Genomic DNA, 21,649 nt, shown 5'->3' with positions numbered 1-21,649 from the left:
CGCAGCGTATTTACTGCGGGGCTCGATATGTTTTGTTCAGAAGTTCAGGATTTATTTTTCTTTCAGGGCTTTCTTGAAGAACCCGTCTATCTTGTCGAAAGGTATCACGTCGAGGTTGTCGTACAGATCGACGTGATTGGCTCCGGGGATAATCAGAAGCTCTTTATTGTCGCTTGTCAACCGTTTGTAGGCATCTTCGCTGAAATAGCGAGAATGGGCTTCGGCTCCGTGTATCATCAGGACAGCGCTGCGTATTTCACCGATATAGGAGAGGAGCGGCATATTGATGAACGCTAAGGAACTGATATTGCTGATTCCCTTGTTGGAGTTGGGCGAACGACGATGATAGCCTCTTGCAGTTTTATAATAGTCGTGGTATTGACGGACAAAGAGCGGGGCATCTTCGGGAACAGGATCGACCACACCGCCGTTGAGATCGTAACTGTCGTTGCGATAATCTTCGGTGCGCTGGGCATTGAGCTGTTCGCGCAGCTTGTATCGGTCGTCTGTACTCATGGCATCGAAATATCCGTTGGCATTCACGCGGCTCATGTCGTACATGGTGGATGTTACCGTAGCCTTGATGCGCGGGTCGTTGGCCGCAGCATTGAGAGCGAATCCTCCCCATCCGCAGATACCAAGGATGCCGATATGCTGTGGATCTACATCATTGCGGGTAATCAGGTAATCGACTGCCGCACTGAAATCTTCCGTGCTGATTTCGGGCGAGGTCAGGTAGCGGGGTGTACCGCCGCTCTCTCCATAGAACGAAGGATCGAATGCAAGGGTCAGAAAACCACGCTCGGCAAGGGTTTGGGCGTAGCGGCCCGACACCTGCTCTTTTACTGCTCCGTAAGGACCGCTTACCGCAATGGCAGCCAAACGGCCTTGTCTGTTTTTCGGTTTATACAGGTCTGCGGCAAGCGTGATGCCGTAGCGGTTGTGAAACGTAATTTTCGAATGTTCCACTTTGTCACTCTGCGGGAATGTCTTGTCCCATTCCTGCGTTAATTCCAATGTATCCATATCTGTTGATTTTATGTTATGTACCGTAATTATTCCCGACGCCATGACATTCGTAAACGTCAGGAACATCAGAATAGCGATTGTTTGTATCTTCCTCATGTCGTTTATTCTTTAATTAATGATGTGAACAAAGGTAGTGCAGCTCAACTGTTCCGACGTTAGACAAATTACGGATTGAACTACCAATTTTACAGATTTTCAACGCACGACGGTGTCGATTTTGTATTCATAATACGATGGATAAATTGTCAAGATATACAATAACCCCCTTTTGAGGCCGTTTTTCTATTTCATCCGAAATCTTGATCGATTTTGGATTGACTCTTTTCACGGTTTTAACCCTTCCGGTTGACACTCTATAAAAAGAGGTGCCGAGCTCATTCCAAAAAGCGTACAATTTGATTACCGGAAACCGGAAAGACCGACAAAGTGATAAAGCTTAACTCCCGGAGAATCGAATATTTGAAAATAAAACGGACGGCGTTCCAAATATCCCAAGGAAATTCAGGTGCTTTTTTGCGCTTACAACGGTCCTCTTTTCAATTACGACCGTCCAAATCGCCATTACGACCGTGCTAATCTTCGCGAGGTGCCGAGTGCACTACACATTAGCACGGTCACGGTGGCAAAGAGGACGGTCGCAATGGCGGAAAACACTCAAAAAAGAGGAAAAAGTCCCTTTTTGACGCCGAAAAAGCGGATTAACATTTGTTTTGTTTCGGATGTCTTTTGAGCCGGAAAAATACGTTTTATACAATAAGCCCCCCTCTTGAACAATTATTATTTAGAAATGGACTTTGAATCTGACTATGCCTATCTGTTTTATATATGGATTAGAATCGCTATTTTTGTAACTAATCATATTTATAGAATTAAAAAATAATCAAGATGAGAAAGAATTTTGGAGCAAAACCGTGGAGCTATCCTCAACCCGTGTTTATCGTTGCGACTTATGATGAGGAAGGAACGCCTGATGCCATGAATGCCGCATGGGGAGGTATTGATTTGGATGACCAGATAAACCTGTGCCTGAGTGCCGGTCACAAGACCGTGAAAAATCTGCTTGCTACAAAAGCTTTCACTGTGAGTATGGGTACGGTAGAACAATTGGTTGCCTGTGATTATGTAGGTATTGTTTCCGGAAACAAAGAGCCGGATAAGTTTGCCAAAGCCGGTTTTCATGCTACGAAGTCCGAATTTGTAAATGCTCCGCTCATTGACGAACTGCCGATGGCCATTGAGTGTGAACTCATATCGTATGATTCCGAAACCTGCCACCTTGTGGGCCGCATCATCAATGTCTCGGCAGATGAATCCGTGTTGGATGAAAAAGGTAAGATTGATCCAGCCAAGCTACGTCCTATCACTTTTGATCCGGTACATAACGATTATCTTGTAATCGGTGAAAAAGTAGGGAATGCATTCAAGGATGGAGTGGCATTAAGGTAAATGTAAAATGAAGATACTGGAAACTGAGCGGTTAATATTGAGAACGCTGGTACAGGACGATTTTGATGAGGTATGCAAGTTGTTACAGGATAGTGAAGTTATGTACGCTTACGAAGGGCCCTTCAGCGATCAGGAAGTACAGGAGTGGCTGGATAAACAGTTCAGGCGCTATCGGCATGACGGTTTCGGCTTATGGGGCGTGGTGGAGAAAAGCAGTAACGAATTGATCGGGCAATGCGGCATTACTTATCAAGAATTTGACGGAAAACAAATTGCCGAAGTCGGCTATCTGTTCCGGAAAGAGTTTTGGCATAAAGGCTTTGCCACCGAAGCGGCTATCGCTTGCCGGGAATATGCCTTTCATGCGCTTGGTTTCAACGAAGTTTATTCTATCATCCGGGATACGAATATCGCTTCCCAAAAAGTGGCACAACGTAACGGGATGGAGAAAGTCGCAACTTTCGTCAAGCACTATCGGGGTGTGGATATGCCGCATTTCGTTTATAAGAAAAAGTGAACTATCTGCATCTGGTCGGACGGATACGTCTGAACAAATTCGTCCTGATTATGATTATATAATAAAAGCCCTTTTCTTTTGCACGGATTGTAAGGACGAAAAGGGCTTTTCCTTTGTTTTTGAAAGGTTTGCCGAAACGGCATCGTTTTATATAATAATTTAACTAAATGGCGGATAAAATGATTATTTCTATTAATGTGTCAAATAAATTGCGATTGTATGAATAATATGTAATATAATGTAAGTATCTTTGCACGCAAAATAAAAAACAAGTTAGAACCAAATGGAAGTACTTAAACACGAGTGTGGAGTCGCCATGGTCCGGTTACTAAAGCCTTTGGAATATTATCATCAGAAGTATGGTACCTGGATGTATGGGCTCAATAAGCTCTATTTGTTGATGGAAAAGCAGCATAACCGCGGTCAGGAGGGAGCCGGTTTAGCCTGCGTTAAGTTAGAAGCCAGCCCCGGTGAAGAATATATGTTTCGGGAAAGAGCATTAGGAACCGGAGCTATTACCGAAATATTCGCTGACGTTCATCAACATTACAAAGATTTACCACCCGGTAAGCTGAACGATCCGTTTTTTGCTAAGACAGACCTTCCTTTTGCAGGAGAACTTTATATGGGACACCTGCGTTATAGTACAACCGGTAAATCCGGTATTTCCTACGTCCATCCTTTTTTACGCCGCAACAACTGGAGAGCCAAGAACCTCGCTCTTTGCGGTAATTTCAATCTTACCAACGTTCAACATATTTTCGAAGAGATAACAGCTATTGGTCAGCACCCGCGCGCCTATGCCGACACCTTTATCATGCTCGAGCAGGTGGGACACCGCCTGGATCGCGAGGTAGAACGTCTGTATCAGAAATACGAGGCCGAGGGATTGACGGGCATGGATATTACAAACGCAATCGAGGCGAATGTGGATCTGGCGAATGTCCTGAAACGTTGCGCCCCGCAGTGGGACGGCGGTTACGTGATCTGCGGGCTGACCGGAAGCGGGGAGTCCTTCAGCGTTCGCGACCCCTGGGGCATCCGTCCGGCTTTCTATTATGCCGACGACGAGATTGTGATCCTGGCCAGTGAGCGTCCGGTTATCCAGACAGCCATGAACGTACATGCGGAAGATATCCGCGAACTGCAAAGGGGAGAAGCCCTCTTTATCAACAAGAAAGGCGAATGGCGCACGTCGCAGATCGTGGAGCCGAAAGAGAATAAAGCTTGCTCGTTCGAGCGCATCTATTTTTCCCGGGGTAGCGATGTGGATATCTACAAAGAGCGCAAACGCTTGGGAGAAAACCTGGTCCCGGCCATTCTGAAATCGGTGGATAACGATCTGAACCATACTGTCTTCTCTTTCATCCCCAACACGGCCGAGGTGGCCTATTTCGGCATGCAGGAGGGATTGAACGAATACCTGAACAAGGTCAAGAAGGAATGGATCGCCGACCGCAGCCACCTGTTGCTGGAAAAAGAGCTGGAACAGATCCTCTCCATGCGCGTCCGGTGCGAGAAAGTGGCGATTAAGGATATAAAATTGCGTACCTTTATCGCCGAAGGCAACAGCCGCAACGATTTGGCAACCCATGTGTATGATATTACTTACGGCAGCATCGTGCCCGATGTGGACAACCTGGTCGTGATAGACGACAGTATCGTGCGCGGGACGACCCTCCGGCAAAGCATCATCGGCATCCTGGACCGTCTGCATCCGAAGAAAATCGTGATTGTCTCATCCTCGCCGCAGGTACGTTATCCGGATTATTACGGTATCGACATGTCGCGTATGAACGAGTTCATCGCTTTCAAGGCTGCCGTTGCCCTGCTGAAAGACCGGGGTATGGAAAACATTCTGCTGGATGCCTACCGCAAGGCGAAGAAGCAACAGGCCGGGCAGGACGGAACGATTGTGAATTATGTCAAGGAAATATATGCGCCTTTCACCGACGAAGAGATTTCCGCCAAGATGGTGGAACTGCTTACTCCGGCCGGTACACGGGCGAAGGTGGAGATTGTCTACCAGACGCTCGAAGGCCTGCACGCATCTTGCCCGAATCATCCGGGAGACTGGTATTTCTCCGGAGATTATCCGACACCGGGCGGCACGCGCATGGTGAACGAAGCGTTTATTCATTATATGGAAGAAGAACATTTGGGGAATTGAAAATTGAGAATTGAAAATTGACAATTAAAAGAAATATGCAAGTTAGAAAAACAGCGACATTGGTTTTGGATGACGGAAGCAAGTTCCACGGCTTCTCTTTTGGTTACGATAAGGCGGTAGCCGGCGAAGTGGTGTTCAATACTGCCATGACCGGTTATCCGGAAAGCCTTACCGATCCTTCGTACGCCGGTCAGTTGATGGTGCTGACCTATCCGTTGGTCGGAAACTACGGAGTACCTCCTTTCTCTATCGAAGAGAACGATCTGCCTACGTTTATGGAGAGTGAGAAAATCCATGCGGAGGCAATTATTGTGAGCGATTATAGCGAAGAGTATAGTCATTGGAATGCCGTGGAAAGCCTGAGCGACTGGCTGAAACGGGAAATGATTCCCGGAATTACGGGCATAGACACCCGTGCATTGACAAAGAAGATACGTGAACATGGGGTGATGATGGGACGCATCGTTATCGGCGACGCTAAAAACGGAGTGGAAAGTGGAAAGGTGAAAGATGAAAGTGAAATGCCGGATTACGGAAGCATCAACTACGTCGACCGTGTCTCTTGCAAAGATATCATAGTCTACCAGCCCGACGGTACCTCCCAAACCTATTCCTTATCAGAAGCCAATAATTGTCAATTGTCAATTGCCAATTGTCAATTGAAAAAGCGTGTCGTGCTTCTCGACTGTGGCGTGAAAGCAAATATCATACGCTGCCTGCTGAAACGGAATGTGACTGTTGTCCGCGTACCCTGGGACTACGACTTCAATACGCTGGACTACGACGGGCTTTTCATCTCGAACGGTCCCGGCGACCCGGATACCTGCGATGTGGCTGTCCAGCATATCCGCAAGGCGCTTGCCGGAGACAAACCGATCTGCGGCATCTGCATGGGAAACCAGTTGCTTGCCAAGGCAGGCGGCGCTTCTATCTATAAACTGAAATACGGCCACCGCAGCCATAACCAGCCGGTGCGCATGGTCGGGACGGAGAGGTGCTTCATCACCAGCCAGAATCATGGTTATGCTGTAGACAACGATACATTGGGCGCAGACTGGGAGCCGCTCTTTATCAATATGAACGACGGGACGAACGAAGGTATCAAGCATAAGACGAAGCCTTTCTTCTCTTCCCAGTTCCACCCCGAAGCATGCAGCGGACCGACGGATACGGAGTTTATCTTCGATAAGTTTGTAGCGTTGCTTTAACCTGATTTTTAAGATTAATACGAATAACAATGAAAGAAGATATAAAGAAAGTCCTGATACTCGGTTCCGGAGCCCTCAAGATAGGGGAAGCGGGCGAGTTCGATTATTCAGGCAGCCAGGCGTTGAAGGCCATTAAGGAAGAAGGCATCGAGACAGTGCTTATCAACCCGAACATCGCGACGGTGCAGACCTCGGAAGGCGTGGCAGACACGGTCTATTTCCTGCCCGTCACCCCGTTCTTCGTCGAGAAGGTGATTGCCAAGGAACGTCCCGAAGGCATCCTGTTAGCGTTCGGCGGACAGACGGCGTTGAACTGCGGCGTTGCGCTCTACCAGAGCGGCGTGCTGGAAAAATATAACGTCCGTGTGCTCGGTACTCCGGTACAGGCCATTATGGATACGGAAGACCGTGAGTTGTTTGTCCACAAGCTCGATGAGATCGGCGTGAAGACCATCAAGAGCGAGGCGGTGGAGAATGCGGCGGATGCCCGTCGTGCAGCAGCCGAGTTGGGCTATCCGGTGATTGTCCGCGCTGCATACGCGCTGGGCGGTCTGGGTTCCGGCTTCTGCGACAACGAGGCGGAACTGGATGTGCTGGTTGAAAAAGCCTTCTCTTTCTCGCCCCAGGTGTTGGTCGAGAAGAGCCTGAAAGGCTGGAAGGAAGTGGAGTATGAAGTGGTGCGCGACCGTTTCGACAACTGTATCACGGTTTGTAACATGGAGAACTTCGACCCGTTAGGTATCCATACCGGTGAAAGTATCGTCATCGCCCCGTCGCAAACGCTGACTAACAGCGAATATCATAAACTGCGCGAGTTAGCTATCCGCATCATCCGGCATATCGGTATCGTGGGCGAATGTAACGTGCAGTACGCCTTCGACCCCGAAAGCGAGGACTATCGTGTGATCGAGGTGAACGCCCGCCTGAGCCGTTCCTCCGCATTAGCATCGAAAGCGACAGGCTACCCGCTTGCCTTTGTCGCTGCCAAGTTAGGGTTAGGTTACGGCCTGTTCGACCTGAAAAACTCGGTGACGAAGACGACGAGTGCATTCTTCGAACCGGCTCTCGACTACGTGGTTTGCAAGATCCCGCGCTGGGACTTGGGCAAGTTCCACGGCGTAGCCCGCGAATTAGGCTCGAGCATGAAATCCGTCGGCGAGGTAATGGCTATCGGCCGTACGTTCGAAGAGGCTATCCAGAAAGGCCTGCGTATGATCGGGCAGGGTATGCACGGTTTCGTGGAAAACAAAGAGTTAGTGATTGAAGACATCGACAAGGCGCTCCGCGAGCCGACCGACCGCCGTATCTTCGCTATCTCCAAAGCATTCCGCGCCGGATATACGGTCGACCAGATACATGAACTGACCAAGATAGACCGCTGGTTCCTGCAGAAGCTTTATGGCATCATGCAGACCTCCAAGGAGCTTCACAAATTGACAATTGACAATGGACAATTGACAATTAAGAAAGAAGAAGTTACTGATAATTGTCAATTGTCCATTGTCAATTGTCAATTGCTTCGCATGGCGAAGCGCCAGGGTTTCTCCGACTTCCAGATTGCCCGCGCTTTCGGCCTCGAAGAAGATATCGAGAAGGGCATGATGCTGGTTCGCCAGTTTCGTAAGGCGCATGGCATTGTTCCGGTGGTGAAGCAGATCGACACGCTGGCAGCCGAATATCCGGCACAGACCAACTATCTGTATCTGACCTATAGCGGGACGGAAAACGATGTCCAGTATGTAGGCGACCACCGCTCCATTGTCGTCTTAGGTTCGGGTGCTTACCGTATCGGTAGCTCGGTAGAGTTCGACTGGTGCGGCGTGCAGGCGCTGAACACGATCCGCAAGGAGGGCTGGCGTTCGGTAATGATCAACTACAATCCTGAAACGGTTTCGACCGACTACGATATGTGCGACCGCCTTTACTTCGACGAACTGACCTTCGAGCGTGTCATGGATATCCTTGAACTGGAGAATCCGCACGGCGTGATCGTCTCTACGGGCGGGCAGATTCCGAATAACCTGGCTATGCGTCTCGACGAGCAGCATGTCAACATCTTAGGGACGTCGGCCAAGAGCATCGACAATGCCGAAGACCGCGAGAAGTTCTCCGCCATGCTGGACCGCATCGGTGTGGACCAGCCGCGCTGGAAAGAGCTTTCCTCGATGGACGACATCAACGACTTTGTGGCCGAAGTAGGCTTCCCGGTTTTGGTTCGTCCGAGCTACGTGCTGAGCGGTGCGGCGATGAACGTCTGCTCCAATCAGGAAGAGCTGGAACGCTTCCTGCAACTGGCGGCTAACGTGTCGAAGAAACATCCGGTCGTGGTCAGCCAGTTTATCGAACATGCCAAAGAGGTGGAAATGGATGCGGTGGCCGATAAGGGCGAGATCGTGATGTATGCGATCTCCGAGCATATTGAGTTTGCCGGGGTGCACTCGGGTGATGCGACTATCCAGTTCCCGTCGCAGAAGCTGTATGTCGAAACCGTGCGCCGTATCAAACGGATCAGCCGTCAGATTGCGAAAGAGTTGAACATCTCCGGTCCGTTCAATATCCAGTATCTGGCTAAAGGTAACGAAATAAAGGTGATCGAGTGTAACCTCCGTGCGAGTCGCTCCTTCCCGTTTGTGAGCAAGGTGTTGAAGATAAACCTGATCGAACTGGCTACCCGCATCATGTTAGGCCTGCCTGTCGAAAAGCCGAGCAAGAATGAGTTCGACCTGGATTATGTGGGCATCAAAGCCTCCCAGTTCTCCTTCAATCGCTTGCAGAAGGCCGACCCGGTTCTGGGTGTCGACATGGCTTCGACGGGCGAAGTGGGCTGTATCGGCGACGACCTCTCCGAAGCGGTCCTGAAGAGTATGCTTTCCGTCGGTCTCCGCATTCCGGAGAAGAGTATCCTGCTCTCTACCGGAACACCGAAACAGAAAGTGGCCATGCTGGACGCTGCCCGGATGTTGGCCGAAAAAGGCTATACCCTCTACGCAACAGGCGGTACGCACCGCTTCCTCAAAGAAAACGGCATCTCCAACACGCAGGTCTACTGGCCGAGCGAAGCGGACAAACAGCCGCAGGCACTCGACATGCTGCACGAAAAGAAGATCGACATGGTCGTCAACATCCCGCGTGACCTCTCGGCCGGTGAACTGGACAACGGCTACAAGATCCGCCGTGCCGCCATCGACCTGAACATCCCGCTGATCACGAACGCCCGCCTGGCAAGCGCCTTTATCGAGGCGTTCTGCACGCTGAGTCTGGATGATATTCAGATTAAGAGTTGGCAAGAGTATAAATAACGTTACTTTTGGCTTGATCCAAAAGTAACCAAAAGATCAAGGCCGAACCTGCTTCGCTACTTCGTTCCCTTCGTTCGCTGTCGCGTCTGAAACTCGCTTCGCTCAAACAGCAGACGCTCCGGGCGCTCACTGTGGTCTCTGCGCTTAACGCTCACCAGCTTAGGCCGGAGGTAGAGCCTGGCGGCTCTGTTGAGGATTGTGATACCGCCTGTTCTTTTGCGATCCCGCATCGAGTGCGGGAACGGGGAGCATCCTTGTCCCCGAGTTTGACACGGGGTCGCAAAAGAGCAGGCGGTGTCGGCCATCCCAAGAGAAAGCGGAGCTTTCTAAGAAAGGCCTAAGCGGACGGGCGTCAAGCGGAGGGTAAAGGCGGAGCGACAGGAGCCTGCGCTGTCTGAGCGAAGCGAGTTTCGCAGGCGACAGCGTAGCCTTTGCCCGGAGTAGCCCGGACGGTTAAGCCTTGAACTTTTGGTTACTTTTCTTTCAAGAGAAAAGTAACATCGTTATCTTTGTAGTATTATAAAATAAACCAATATGAAGATAGGATTATTTATCCCCTGTTATATCAATGCGGTGTACCCGGAAGTTGGTGTTGCTTCTTATAAACTACTGAAAAGCCTCGGTTTGGATGTGGACTATCCGCTGGATCAGACTTGTTGTGGTCAGCCGATGGCGAATGCCGGTTTCGAGCATGAATCGTTGGGGTTGGCTGTCCGGATGGAGGAGTTGTTCAGCAAATACGATTATGTGGTAGGCCCTTCCGCCAGTTGTGTGGCTTTCGTCAAGGAAAACCATCCCGGCATCCTCGAGAAAGCCGGACATGTGTGTATGAACAGCAAGAAGATATATGATATCTGCGAGTTCCTGCACGATGTCGTGAAAGTGAAAGAACTGAAAGCCGAGTTTCCCCATAAGGTGAGCATTCATAATAGCTGCCACGGTGTGCGCGAGTTGCACCTCTCTTCTCCCAGCGAGCGTAATATCCCGTATTACTCCAAGTTGCGCGACCTCCTTTCTCTGGTGCGGGGCATCGAGATATTCGAGCCGAAACGCATAGACGAGTGTTGCGGTTTCGGCGGTATGTTTGCTGTCGAAGAACCGGAAGTATCCGTCTGCATGGGACAGGACAAGGTGAAAGACCACATGAGCACGGGGGCCGAATACATCACCGGCGCCGACAGCTCTTGCCTGATGCATATGGAAGGCGTGATCAAGCGCGACAATCTTCCTGTCAAAACGATTCATATTGTTGAAATATTAGCCTCCGGATTATGAGCACGAAACATTCAAAAGCGGCTGCCCGCTTCATCGCGAACCGCAAACAGGAAGCCTGGCACGACGAAACCCTCTGGATGGTACGTGCCAAACGGGATAAAATGAGCCATTCGATTCCCGAATGGGAACGCTTGCGCGAACTGGCCTCGGACATCAAACTCTATTCGAACAGCCACCTGGACACGCTGCTCGAGGAGTTCGAAAAGAACGCTCTTGCCAACGGCGCCATTGTCCATTGGGCGAAAAATGCGGCGGAACATAACGCCATCGTGCAGGAAATCCTCCGCCAACACGATGCCCATACGCTTATTAAGAGCAAATCCATGCTGACGGAAGAGTGCGGCATGAACGAATTTCTGCAGGAGCAGGGCTATGACATCATCGAAAGCGACCTGGGCGAGCGTATCCTGCAATGGATGCATCTCCATCCCAGCCATATCGTGATGCCGGCCATTCATATCAAACGGCAGGAAGTCGGCGAGATGATGGAGCGCGTACTCGGTACGGAAAAAGGCAATTCCGACCCGACCTATCTGACACATGCCGTGCGGAAGAACATGCGTGAAAAGTTCCTGACCGCCGATGTTGCGATGACGGGGGCTAACTTTGCCGTCGCTTCGACCGGCGAGATCGTGGTTTGTACCAACGAGGGTAATGCCGATATGGGAACATCCTTCCCGAAAGTTCATATCGCAACGTTCGGAATGGAAAAGATTGTCCCTTCCCGGGAGGCGTTGGGCGTCTTCACCCGCTTGCTGGCACGTTCCGGTACGGGACAGCCGGTCACATCCTATACTTCCCATTACTGCAAACCGAAGGAGGGCGGTGAATTTCATATTATCATAGTCGATAACGGCCGCAGCGACATCCTGGCACGCCCCGACCATATCCGTATGCTCAACTGCATCCGGTGTGGGGAATGTATGAATACGTGTCCGGTTTATCGCCGCACGGGCGGTTATTCCTATACCTATTTTATACCTGGTCCGGTCGGTATCAACCTGGGGATGTTGAAAGACCCGGTGAAGTATTCGGATAATGTGTCCGCCTGCTCGCTCTGTCTCTCCTGTTCCAATGTCTGCCCGGTCAAGATAGACCTCGGCGAACAGATCTACCGTTGGCGTCAGGATCTGGACAGGATAGGGAAGGCGAGTACGGAGAAGAAGATCATGTCCAGCGGCATGAAGTTCCTGATGGAACGCCCGAAACTGTTCAACACCGCTTTGCGGTTTGCCCCGTTAGTGAACAAGATGCCTCGTTTTATGATCTACAATGGTCTGAATGCGTGGGGCAAAGGCCGCGAACTACCCACCTTTGCCAAACAGTCTTTCAATGATATGTGGAAAAACAACAAGATAAAATAACGACAACAATGAGTAGTAAAAACGACATATTATCCGCAATCCGCAGTCACACCGGCAAACGCTACGACATGCCCGACCTGACACTGGATGCGATCGTTTACGAAGATAAAATCGCCCAATTCGCCGACGCCCTGCAAGCTGCCGGAGGAAAAGCCGTTCTTTTGCAGCCCGGTGAAGACGTCAACGACATCATCCGCCGGCATTTTCCGGATGCTGTCCGTATTGCGTCTAACCTGCCCGATATCACCTGTGCGACCTTTAATCCCGACGACCTTGTCGACCCTCGTGAGTTGAACAACACCGATCTTGCCATCGTGGAAGGCCATTTCGGTGTAGCTGAAAACGGGGCTGTTTGGATCACCCGTCAGGTGAAACATAAGGCTCTGTATTTCATTTCCAACAGCCTGGTTATGCTGATCGATAGAGAGGCGATCGTGAACAATATGCATGAAGCCTATAAACGGACGGAAGGTATGACCTATGATTTTGGAGCCTTCATCTCCGGTCCTTCCAAGACTGCCGATATCGAACAGGCGCTTGTGTTTGGTGCACATGGACCGGTCGGAGTATTAGTGATATTGAAGTAAATAAAAATACGGATTTCACGGATTAACATGATCATTTATTGATCGAGTCCGCGAAATCCGTAAAATCCGGATATTGTTTTTATGATTTGTTGAACAAAGAAGCAATCCATAATACCAGAATCGCTCCGACTGTAGCCGTAATCAGGCTGCCGATTATGCCGGAAGCCGCAATTCCGAACAGACCGAATACCCAGCCGCCCAAAACGCCGCCTATTATTCCTAAAATCAAATTGATTATCACTCCGAAGCCACCGCCCCGCATTATTTTACCGGCAAGAAAACCGGCAACTATCCCTATAAGAATGTACCATAAGAACCCCATAGCTTTTAAATTTTATATTATACGTATATATAACTGTTTACAACGGAACAAAGTTGTCGTTGAAGACTATTTTCTGTTGATGCGGATTTGTTTCGTAAAACGACTGGTGATATCGGAAAAACGTATATCTTTGCAGCAGTAAATCATATAAGCATTCCGATGAAAATATCCAAGTAAGCCGGTTTTCGACATAAACACTTTATCGATGTAATTGTCAATTGTCCATTTTCAATTGTCAATTGTTTAGTCCGGCCTTTCCTCCAGTGCCACTCTCCGGCACGTTTGTGAATTATCCTTTTAGTTTTAATTTCTTAATCCAAAGAAAACTATGTGCATATCCGTACATCAGCTATGCTATGTTCATGCCGACAAAGAACCACTTTTTCAGAACATCAATTTAACAGTTAATAAAGGACAGCGTTTGGCGCTGGTCGGCAATAATGGTTCCGGTAAATCGACCTTACTGCGTATTCTCGAAGGAAGCCTGAAAGCCTCTTCGGGAGAGGTTGTCTGCGCTTCCCGACCTTATTACGTCCCGCAACATTTCGGGCAGTTCGACCACCTGACGGTGGCGGAGGCTCTACGGGTGGACGGGTCGATAAAGGCACTCCATGCTATTCTTGCAGGCGATGCTTCGGTGGAAAATTTTACTCGTCTGAATGACGATTGGAGTGTGGAGGAACGTTGCCTCTCGGCTCTTGCTTTCTGGGATTTGGGACATCTGCAATTATCCCAACCGATGCATTCGTTGAGCGGAGGGGAAAAGACAAAGGTGTTCCTTTCCGGCATTTCGGTTCATACACCGGAAATAATCCTGATGGACGAACCGACGAACCATCTGGATATATCCAGTCGGGACAAACTCTATGAAATGGTCCGGACCGGGCGTTCGACCTTGTTGATTGTCAGCCATGACCGGACGTTGCTGAACCTTTTACCAGGCATCTGTGAACTGGAAAGGAACGGCGTCACTCTCTACGGCGGCAATTATGATTTTTACAGGGAGCAGAAGGAGCTGGCTTTGACAGCCTTGCAGAACCAGTTGGATGAAAAGGAAAAAGAGTTGCGCCTGGCTCGCAAAGTGGCCCGTGAAACGTTGGAACGGAAGAATAAAGCGAATGCCCATAGCGATAAGACGAGTTTTAAAAAGGGCATTTCGCGGATGGCAGTCAATACGCTGAAAGATAAAGCAGAGAAGAGTACTGTCCGGCTGAATGATGTCCACGAGGAGAAGATCGTTTCCCTGCAAAGTTCGGTCGCGGAACTCCAGAACACAATCCCTGATATGCGGGCGCTTCAGACGAACTTTAATTCCTCCGCCTTGCATACCGGTAAGATACTGATAACAGCCGAACAGGTCAACTTCGGTTATTCTTCCTCTTGCCTGTGGCCATCGCCGCTGGATTTTCGGATCAGGAGTGGAGACCGTGTTCATATCACCGGAAATAACGGAAGCGGAAAAACTACTCTGGTCAGACTTTTACTGGGTGAATTGCAACCGGTGTCCGGAGCAATCACGCGGGCTGATTTCAGTTATCTTTATATTGACCAGGAATGTTCCGTAATCGATCCCGCCCTGACTGTCTTTGAACAGACGGAACGCTTCAATACCGGACATAAGGCGGAGCATGAACTGAAATCGATCCTGAACCGTTATCTGTTTCCTTACGGGACGTGGGATAAACCTTGCGCCTGTCTGAGTGGGGGAGAGAAGATACGCCTGCTGTTCTGCTGCCTGATGATTGGCAATAATACGCCGGATCTGTTTATTTTAGACGAACCGACGAACAATCTGGATATTCGGAGTGTTGAGATAATAACAGCGGCTATAAAGAGTTATAGAGGAACGGTGCTGTTGATCTCGCATGATCTTTATTTTGTGAAAGAAATACAAATAAACCGCTCCATTAAACTTTTTAATTCCGGACCTGTTATTAAGACATAGTGTTTTTCATGGTATTAGAATTAAGTTAGATTAGGTTATCCGTCCCGTTCGCGAGAATAGGGCGGTTTTCTTTTTTATCTGATTTGCCGTTTCCTTTCAGGGTTTGTATTTTGAAGCTGTCAGAATAGCTTGGCTGTCGTTATTCTGCATCAGAGCTTCAGGCGTAGCATCCGTTTCCTTCATATATTTGTCAACAATCTGCCAACCGATCCAACTGCCGATGTTTCCCGGAGCGTCGCTGGAGAGGAACACGCAGGGCGTACTCTCGAAATATTTGGCGGTAGTCATCTGGTCGGGAGTGTAGAGGTGTTTGCGTTCTATGATTGCCTTCCACAGGTTGGCTTCGTTTTCCTTGCACCAGTTATAGGAAGCCCCGGTGTAACCCATTAGCTGTTCGGGCGTCAGTTCGGGGAATGCCTGGTGGATCAGGTATTTTATTTTTCCTTCATAAATCATGCGGTCCAGCAGCACATTCTCTTTTCCTTCAAACGGATATTCGGACATCAACCAACCGGCCAGATAGTCGGGAACGATATGTTCGGGCGTCATGAGGCGGCGTTGGAAATCATAGAAGAACTCCTGATAGAGCGGGTATTCTTCGCCTAAGTATTTATCGATCGAGATAGATAGCAGGCTGTCGCCGACCAATACATTCTGGTTAAAACCGGAAACGTGCATATAAATAGCCGGAATCTGCATGGATGGGAAACATGCTTTCAGCCATGCGAAACCGTTGCCTAATTGTTGTTCGATCTGTGATACGTCGTCGTATTGGCGGATGGCATCGGCATACAGGCTTTTCAGCGTCGGTTCGGAATAGTAGCTTGTCAGCTTATCGAAGAATCCGGGCATTGCCGGCGATTTCATATTCAGGATGCCTTTCCCGAGGACGTCAAGCATCTGGGGATATTCGCCGGTGATTTCTGCCTGTCGGGCTGAGTCGCCTGTATCGACCAGCTTAAAAAGCTCTTTGTCGAAACGGTTGATTTTTACCGGAGCAGCCGACGTGACGGCAGCCGGAATATGTGTATTCTGTCCGTTACAACTAAACAGGTAGAACGACAGGGAAAGTATCAGCAGTAATTTTGATTTCATAAGAATTTCATTTGAATCGACAACGTTACCAATAATAACGGATGTAGTTACATTATATTGTACAATCCCTTCTTTGTATTCACTCGAACGAATGTCGATGATTCACATATTTGCAAAAATAAAACAAACAGGCCTCGTAGGGGCGGTTCGCGAACCGCCCTTCGTGTCAACAAGGCACATTATTTTTCCCTTTTTCTTTGTTTATTGAAAACTAAGGCCTACTTTTGCCCCATGCATACCTGCATAGCGTTGCGGGTCAATGCGTCTTAGTAGATAAACGAGAAGCGTTTTTAAGATATTATCCTGTAGGTGAAACTTCGACACTTTCAGTACAATCGGATAATAGACAACAGAACGCTCGCGTTCCTTTCCTTGTTATATACACATGCACCAGCATGTACACATATACAAGCTAAAAGGGCGTGGGCTGTTGTTTATATCGGTTGTACGGGCAGTCGAAGGCCTCACTTACAGATATATCAACAGTTCCTACGCCTCTTTTATTTTGTATAACCTTCCACTCCGGGAATTGATGGAATCCAAATTTAGAGAGCCTATGACTTAATGAGAAACAACCAAAAATGAAGAAACCCGTTTAGAGGTAACTGCAAGTTACCTGCCTGAACGAGTATAGGGAATTTTATTCAATACATTTTATTTAAATCAACAAAATATGAAAAGAAAGATACAATTATGTCTGTTCTCTGTTTTGGTTATAGCCTGCATGGGGTGGGCTGCCAATCCGGAAGGACCAAACGATGGATATACATTATCCGACGGGGGAGCTACAGCAACCCTGAATGCAAATGCAACTTTTGCCCAATTGAAGGCGGCTATAGCTGTCGAGGGCGTAACAAAAGTGGTTATCACAGGAGAAATCACCTCTTCTACAGAGTTAGAAATAACAAAAGAGGGGTTGGAACTGGTAGGCGAAGAAGGGGCTAAACTTGGTTTTACAGACGCAAAGAGCATTGTCGTTAATGCAAAAGATGTAGTACTTACTAACTTGAATGTCACTTCCACCAGCATTGCAGTGAAGATCAATGAAGAAAAAACAGGTACCCGGATTAACGGAGGAACTTATATTTGCAGTACTCCGGATGCAGAAGGTGCCGGGGTGATTTATTTCTTGGGGCAGAACGGTGATATCTATGTTTCCGGTGCAACTTTGACCGGCAAATTAGGTATGTATAATGTAACAGGTAAGCTGGATGGCATAACTGGCAACACCATTAAATATACCTCTACGTCAAGTGTACCGGTTGTCGGGATCAGTGCCCTTTTCGAATCAACTCTCCCTGCTGGTGTGATTTCACCGATGGAACTTGCCGCACAAAACAAGATTACGATGCCGGCCAATGGTGCACAATATCCGGTTTTATATGAATCGAGTGCATGGAAAGGACTTGACGGTCTTGCTTACGCAGACACCAAAGATAATCTGGCCGCACTTGTCGGTAGTGGCGTAAAAGAAAACGTGCTGATCAAGCTGAAAGCTAACACAAAATATAGCTTTACAGAAAGCTTGACAATTCAGCAGGAAGGTGTAAGACTGGAAGGGGCAGACGGCGCTAAACTTGAATTTGTCGGAGCCGGTATTGTCGTTGATGCCAACAATGTCGCTGTGAATAATCTGAATATCGAGACTTCTCAAGGAGCTACTATTACAATCAATGAGAATAAAACAGGTTTTGTCCTTACTAATGGGACCTATTCTTGCTCTACATTAGCAGGGGGAGAAGTAGGAAAGCAAGGCGAAAGCTGTCTCCGCTTTAAGGGGGCGAACGGTGCAATCAATGTTACCGGAGCTACATTGGTAGGCGGTATTTACGTCGGTGGCTGTAACGGTTCATTAGCCGGAGTGAAAGGCAATTCTATTTCCTATACATATGAAGGACCGGTTTCCTTTGTCGGGATTAGTGCGACATTTAGTGGAACGGATGCCAAAGCAGCTGTAGTTTCTGTTGCAGACCTGGCAGCACAAAACACAATCAAGATGCCGGCTACAGGCATGCAGTATGATGTTACATTTGAAAATTCCAGTACATCTCCCTGGACAAAGTTTGCATATGTCGTATCCGGCGTTCCCGCAGTAAAAGACAATAAAATCAACCTTACCGCAGGCAGTGATGTAGCATACAACGGTGTTGTCCTGCAACGTGCCATTGATTATGCAGCAGCACAGAGCGAAAAACCGGAAATCATCTTAGGAGCCGGAACATATCAGGGCTGCTTCGTTATGGCGGACGGCGTTAATGTGACCGGCGCTGATAAGGCTACTACTATTCTGGACGGCAATGCCAAAGGACGCGTGGTTTCTTATAAGGCGGATGCTGCCTATAACGGCTCTACGTTTACAGATGGTGACGGAGTTGCAACTACAACCACTTGGAGCAATTTGAAAATCACAAACGGTAAAGCCGATAACGCAGCCGGTGCAATCATTACTAAGAATGTGACATTGAAGAATTGCGAAATCAGTGCAAACGAAGCGACAGGTAAGGCCGGTGGCGTGATGTGCTATCTGGGTGGTGTGATCGACGGTTGCCTGATCCATAATAACGAAGCAGGAGACGGCGGTGCTGGTGTTGTCCTTGACTATATCGGAACAATCCAAAACAGTGAGGTCTACAGCAATCGATCTAAAGGCGACACGAAAGATGCACATTCCGGCGGTATTAATACCCGTACGAATGTAAATGATATTCAGAACTCGGCAAGCGATATGCAAATCCTGAACTGTAAGGTTTATGGAAATACAGCTTATAATATAGCAGGCGTTTCCCTGAATGGTAAAGCAACGATGGTTAATACGTTAGTTTATGGAAACCAGGCAACAGGGACATCCGGTATGCCTAATGCAGCAGGCAATAGCGATGCTGTACAAGGTGCTGTTACATTCTCTGTTGCCGGAGCACAGATGATCAACTGTACGGTTTGGAATAATGACGCAACTAAAGAAGGAGCCGAAGCAAACGTATCTGTATTTGAAAACAGCAAAGGTATTGTTAAGAACTGTATCATGGAATCCGTAACGACATCTCCGGAAGCTTCAATCACTTACAGTGCAAGCGCTTCTCTGGATGCAAGTGAAACAGAAGCTCACAATATCAAAATAGAGAACGACGACCCGTTCACCAATGCAAGTGCAGGCGATTATACGCTGGCCGAAGGCTCTAAATTTGCGAATAAAGGTTCGAATGAAGCTTACGCTGAAACTTATCCGAAGACAGACCTTGCCGGCAACACCCGTATTCAGGAAAAAACGATCGACCTTGGCGCATACGAATCGGCTTATGTAGCAGATAAACCTGTAAGCACCGGTGATGCTTTAAAAGAGGAATTGGAAGAGAACAAACCGGCTGAAATCGTAATCGAAGCACCGGAAGATGGTAAAGCTGAACTGACGATCGAGGATGCTATCGAAGTCGATTACCCCGTTACTATCAAATCATCTGATGACAAGCCGGTAACAATTAAAGTGGAAGAAGGAAAATCTGCCTTTACAACAAAAGCAGGCGGTGAACTTACATTAGATAATGTAACGATTGCCACAACTGAAGCAAGTACAACAGGAGGAACAGCAGTCCCTGTTATCAAGATCGAAGAAGGCTCTGAAGCCACCCTCCAGAACTCAACCTTAGCAGTTCCGGAAACAGTGACAGCAATCGAGGCAAGCGGTAAGATGACTATTTCAGGAGTAGAACTGACTGTTAACTCTGTTGAAGACGGAACAGCTGCTCCGGTTATTAAAGTTAAAACAGACGGAGATGTCACTATTGACAACGCCACTATTGCAGACGGAACCATCGAAGTAGCAGGTAAGTTGACGATCGAACCGGCAGAAAATGGTAAAATCTCATTTGCACAAACTTCTGGTGACAAACCGGCGCTGGAATTAAAGAGCGGAGCTCAGGTTTCTGTGACCAACGCACAGTTTACAGGTAAGGCAATTGCTGCAGAAGCTGGAAGCATCAACCTCTCCAAATGTAACTTCTCTTCCCCCGAAGGCACCAAAGCCGTGCGGATGACAAGATCAACAGGCGGTGATGCAACAGTTATCGATGCAGGCGAAGCTACTGCAACAATCGAATGTTGTATCTTCACCGGAATCGAGGGCGAGAATCCAATGCTTTCCGGAAAGAACCTGACGGTGAAGAGCTGTCTGTTCTATGATAATGAAGATATGGTGATGATTGATATTGCAGCAGAAGGAACTTCCGTTATTGCAAACAATACTTGTGTCAATAATAATGAAGAGGCAGAAGCTATTATTAACAATGCTTCATCTACAGCCGTTATCAAGAACAACATCCTCTGGACAAATGCAGATGAAGCAATTACGGGAACTGCTACCGGTGATAAAATCTCGCATAATGCATTGAAGACTGCCGGTCCTGTTACGAATAACAATTTGACACTTCCCAGCCTTGCTTACATCAAGTTCGACAACACGACCTACAAATATCAATTGCACAAAGATTCTCCGATAGCCCAAATAACTGGTGATGCCACCGGTATTGATGATGATGCAAAAGATATCCTGGGCAATCTTCGTCTGACCGATGACAGAACAAACAAAACCGTTCATCTCGGCGCCTATGAATCCGTTTACACTCCATCAACAGGCGGTGGAAGCACAGGCGGAGGCACTGGTGACACGACTCCGGATGCAACCGGTATCAAGCTGGATAAGACAACCTTGACATTAGCACGCCTGCAATCTTATACATTGGTTGCTACTGTTGAACCGGCAGCTGCCGGCGGCGTGAAGTGGACAAGCACTGACCCGTCTGTTGCCACAGTCGATGCCAACGGTAAAGTAACCGCTGTCAAAGTAGGCCAGGCAACGATCATTGCCACAGCTATCAACGGTGGTCTGACCGCTCTTTGCCAGGTAACGGTAGACTTCGCAACAGGTGTTGAAGAAGCCCTTGCCGAATCGGCAATCTTCGGTCGCGAAGGCGACATCCAGATCCAGCCGGCTACACCGGTAGAAATGATTATTGTCAATATGGCAGGCACAATCGTTGCCCATCGCACGATCAGCCAGGCAGAAACGATCTCCGTTCCGAAGGGAATATACATCGTTCGCCTAAACAGTGGCGGCCATGTGTTGACACAGAAAGTAAACGTCCGATAAAGACGCGCATTTATATTAAGTAATCTTCGATTTTTCGTAGATTAAGCTTTTTAGTTAAAGTGAATGGGGAAGGGAGGCCGTGAGGTTTCCCTTTCTGTTTTATATCCGCCGCTTTCCGCTGCACACGACTAATATTGGTAAATGTACAATAACCCCCAGTTTCGACTGTTTTTCTATTTCGTCCGAAATCTTGATCGATTTTGGATTGACTCTTTTCATGGTTTTAATCAGATCGAATGACAATAGGAA

General features: G+C 48.3%; 13 protein-coding genes. 10 read left to right on the top strand and 3 right to left on the bottom strand.

Going from position 1 to position 21,649, the window contains the following annotated elements:
• Positions 1 to 51: 51 nt before the first annotated feature.
• On the bottom strand, positions 52 to 1,071 hold the full coding sequence (locus tag DWW90_RS00500) for an alpha/beta hydrolase (protein ID WP_233547623.1): 1,020 nt from the start codon (positions 1,069 to 1,071) through the stop codon (positions 52 to 54).
• Between the two features lie 843 nt (positions 1,072 to 1,914).
• Here DWW90_RS00500 and DWW90_RS00495 point away from each other — a divergent pair.
• The 8 genes from DWW90_RS00495 to DWW90_RS00455 all read left to right on the top strand — a co-directional run bounded on the left by DWW90_RS00495 (position 1,915) and on the right by DWW90_RS00455 (position 12,895).
• On the top strand, positions 1,915 to 2,475 hold the full coding sequence (locus DWW90_RS00495; RefSeq protein ID WP_122343589.1) for a flavin reductase family protein: 561 nt from the start codon (positions 1,915 to 1,917) through the stop codon (positions 2,473 to 2,475).
• A 7-nt stretch (positions 2,476 to 2,482) separates the two neighbouring features.
• Positions 2,483 to 2,992, top strand: coding sequence for a GNAT family N-acetyltransferase (locus DWW90_RS00490; RefSeq protein ID WP_115499795.1), 510 nt, complete (start codon positions 2,483 to 2,485; stop codon positions 2,990 to 2,992).
• A gap of 283 nt (positions 2,993 to 3,275) precedes the next feature.
• Entirely contained in the window at positions 3,276 to 5,162 is a 1,887-nt protein-coding gene (locus DWW90_RS00485; RefSeq protein WP_122343588.1) for an amidophosphoribosyltransferase, read from the top strand.
• A gap of 35 nt (positions 5,163 to 5,197) precedes the next feature.
• On the top strand, positions 5,198 to 6,370 hold the full coding sequence (gene carA, locus DWW90_RS00480; RefSeq protein ID WP_122343587.1) for a glutamine-hydrolyzing carbamoyl-phosphate synthase small subunit: 1,173 nt from the start codon (positions 5,198 to 5,200) through the stop codon (positions 6,368 to 6,370).
• A 29-nt stretch (positions 6,371 to 6,399) separates the two neighbouring features.
• A complete protein-coding gene (carB, locus tag DWW90_RS00475) occupies positions 6,400 to 9,669 on the top strand; it encodes a carbamoyl-phosphate synthase (glutamine-hydrolyzing) large subunit (protein ID WP_122343586.1) in 3,270 nt (1,089 codons plus the stop codon).
• 534 nt (positions 9,670 to 10,203) lie between these two features.
• Positions 10,204 to 10,944: a (Fe-S)-binding protein gene (locus DWW90_RS00465; RefSeq protein ID WP_115499791.1), complete on the top strand. Its 741-nt coding sequence runs from the start codon at positions 10,204 to 10,206 to the stop codon at positions 10,942 to 10,944.
• Complete coding sequence (locus DWW90_RS00460) at positions 10,941 to 12,308, top strand: lactate utilization protein B (protein WP_122343584.1); 1,368 nt, start codon at positions 10,941 to 10,943, stop codon at positions 12,306 to 12,308. Before DWW90_RS00465 ends, DWW90_RS00460 begins: the two co-directional genes overlap by 4 nt.
• Positions 12,309 to 12,316: 8 nt before the next feature.
• Positions 12,317 to 12,895 (top strand): LUD domain-containing protein, encoded by a 579-nt coding sequence (locus DWW90_RS00455; RefSeq protein WP_122343725.1) that lies wholly within the window; start codon positions 12,317 to 12,319, stop codon positions 12,893 to 12,895.
• Between the two features lie 79 nt (positions 12,896 to 12,974).
• On the opposite strand, the gene DWW90_RS00450 is transcribed toward DWW90_RS00455, so the two are convergent.
• Positions 12,975 to 13,217 carry a GlsB/YeaQ/YmgE family stress response membrane protein gene (locus DWW90_RS00450; RefSeq protein WP_115499788.1) on the bottom strand — a complete coding sequence of 81 codons (243 nt, stop codon included), beginning with the start codon at positions 13,215 to 13,217 and terminating at the stop codon, positions 12,975 to 12,977.
• A gap of 328 nt (positions 13,218 to 13,545) precedes the next feature.
• Between DWW90_RS00450 and DWW90_RS00445 the strand changes: the two genes are divergently transcribed.
• Entirely contained in the window at positions 13,546 to 15,162 is a 1,617-nt protein-coding gene (locus DWW90_RS00445) for an ABC-F family ATP-binding cassette domain-containing protein (RefSeq protein ID WP_122343583.1), read from the top strand.
• Positions 15,163 to 15,258: 96 nt separating this feature from the next.
• Here DWW90_RS00445 and DWW90_RS00440 read toward each other — a convergent pair whose 3' ends face one another.
• On the bottom strand, positions 15,259 to 16,257 hold the full coding sequence (locus DWW90_RS00440; protein ID WP_122343582.1) for a gliding motility protein GldB: 999 nt from the start codon (positions 16,255 to 16,257) through the stop codon (positions 15,259 to 15,261).
• A 673-nt stretch (positions 16,258 to 16,930) separates the two neighbouring features.
• On the opposite strand from DWW90_RS00440, the gene DWW90_RS00435 reads away from it, so the two are divergent.
• Positions 16,931 to 21,400 carry a T9SS type A sorting domain-containing protein gene (locus DWW90_RS00435; protein WP_122343581.1) on the top strand — a complete coding sequence of 1,490 codons (4,470 nt, stop codon included), beginning with the start codon at positions 16,931 to 16,933 and terminating at the stop codon, positions 21,398 to 21,400.
• The last annotated feature ends 249 nt before the right edge of the window (positions 21,401 to 21,649 follow it).

The sequence above is a fragment of the Parabacteroides sp. AF17-28 genome (genome assembly GCF_003479205.1).
Taxonomy (GTDB): Bacteria; Bacteroidota; Bacteroidia; order Bacteroidales; family Tannerellaceae; genus Parabacteroides; species Parabacteroides acidifaciens.
Note: the sequence above shows the minus strand (reverse complement) of the source record. Positions and strands in the feature narration are given on the sequence as shown.

Bases quoted from the DNA above. Each gene is read 5' to 3' on its own strand.
- DWW90_RS00500 (WP_233547623.1), bottom strand. From the start codon at position 1,071: ATGGCGTCGGGAATAATTACGGTACATAACATAAAATCAACAGATATG.
- DWW90_RS00495 (WP_122343589.1), top strand. From the start codon at position 1,915: ATGAGAAAGAATTTTGGAGCAAAACCGTGGAGCTATCCTCAACCCGTG.
- DWW90_RS00490 (WP_115499795.1), top strand. From the start codon at position 2,483: ATGAAGATACTGGAAACTGAGCGGTTAATATTGAGAACGCTGGTACAG.
- DWW90_RS00485 (WP_122343588.1), top strand. From the start codon at position 3,276: ATGGAAGTACTTAAACACGAGTGTGGAGTCGCCATGGTCCGGTTACTA.
- carA (WP_122343587.1), top strand. From the start codon at position 5,198: ATGCAAGTTAGAAAAACAGCGACATTGGTTTTGGATGACGGAAGCAAG.
- carB (WP_122343586.1), top strand. From the start codon at position 6,400: ATGAAAGAAGATATAAAGAAAGTCCTGATACTCGGTTCCGGAGCCCTC.
- DWW90_RS00465 (WP_115499791.1), top strand. From the start codon at position 10,204: ATGAAGATAGGATTATTTATCCCCTGTTATATCAATGCGGTGTACCCG.
- DWW90_RS00460 (WP_122343584.1), top strand. From the start codon at position 10,941: ATGAGCACGAAACATTCAAAAGCGGCTGCCCGCTTCATCGCGAACCGC.
- DWW90_RS00455 (WP_122343725.1), top strand. From the start codon at position 12,317: ATGAGTAGTAAAAACGACATATTATCCGCAATCCGCAGTCACACCGGC.
- DWW90_RS00450 (WP_115499788.1), bottom strand. From the start codon at position 13,217: ATGGGGTTCTTATGGTACATTCTTATAGGGATAGTTGCCGGTTTTCTT.
- DWW90_RS00445 (WP_122343583.1), top strand. From the start codon at position 13,546: ATGTGCATATCCGTACATCAGCTATGCTATGTTCATGCCGACAAAGAA.
- DWW90_RS00440 (WP_122343582.1), bottom strand. From the start codon at position 16,257: ATGAAATCAAAATTACTGCTGATACTTTCCCTGTCGTTCTACCTGTTT.
- DWW90_RS00435 (WP_122343581.1), top strand. From the start codon at position 16,931: ATGAAAAGAAAGATACAATTATGTCTGTTCTCTGTTTTGGTTATAGCC.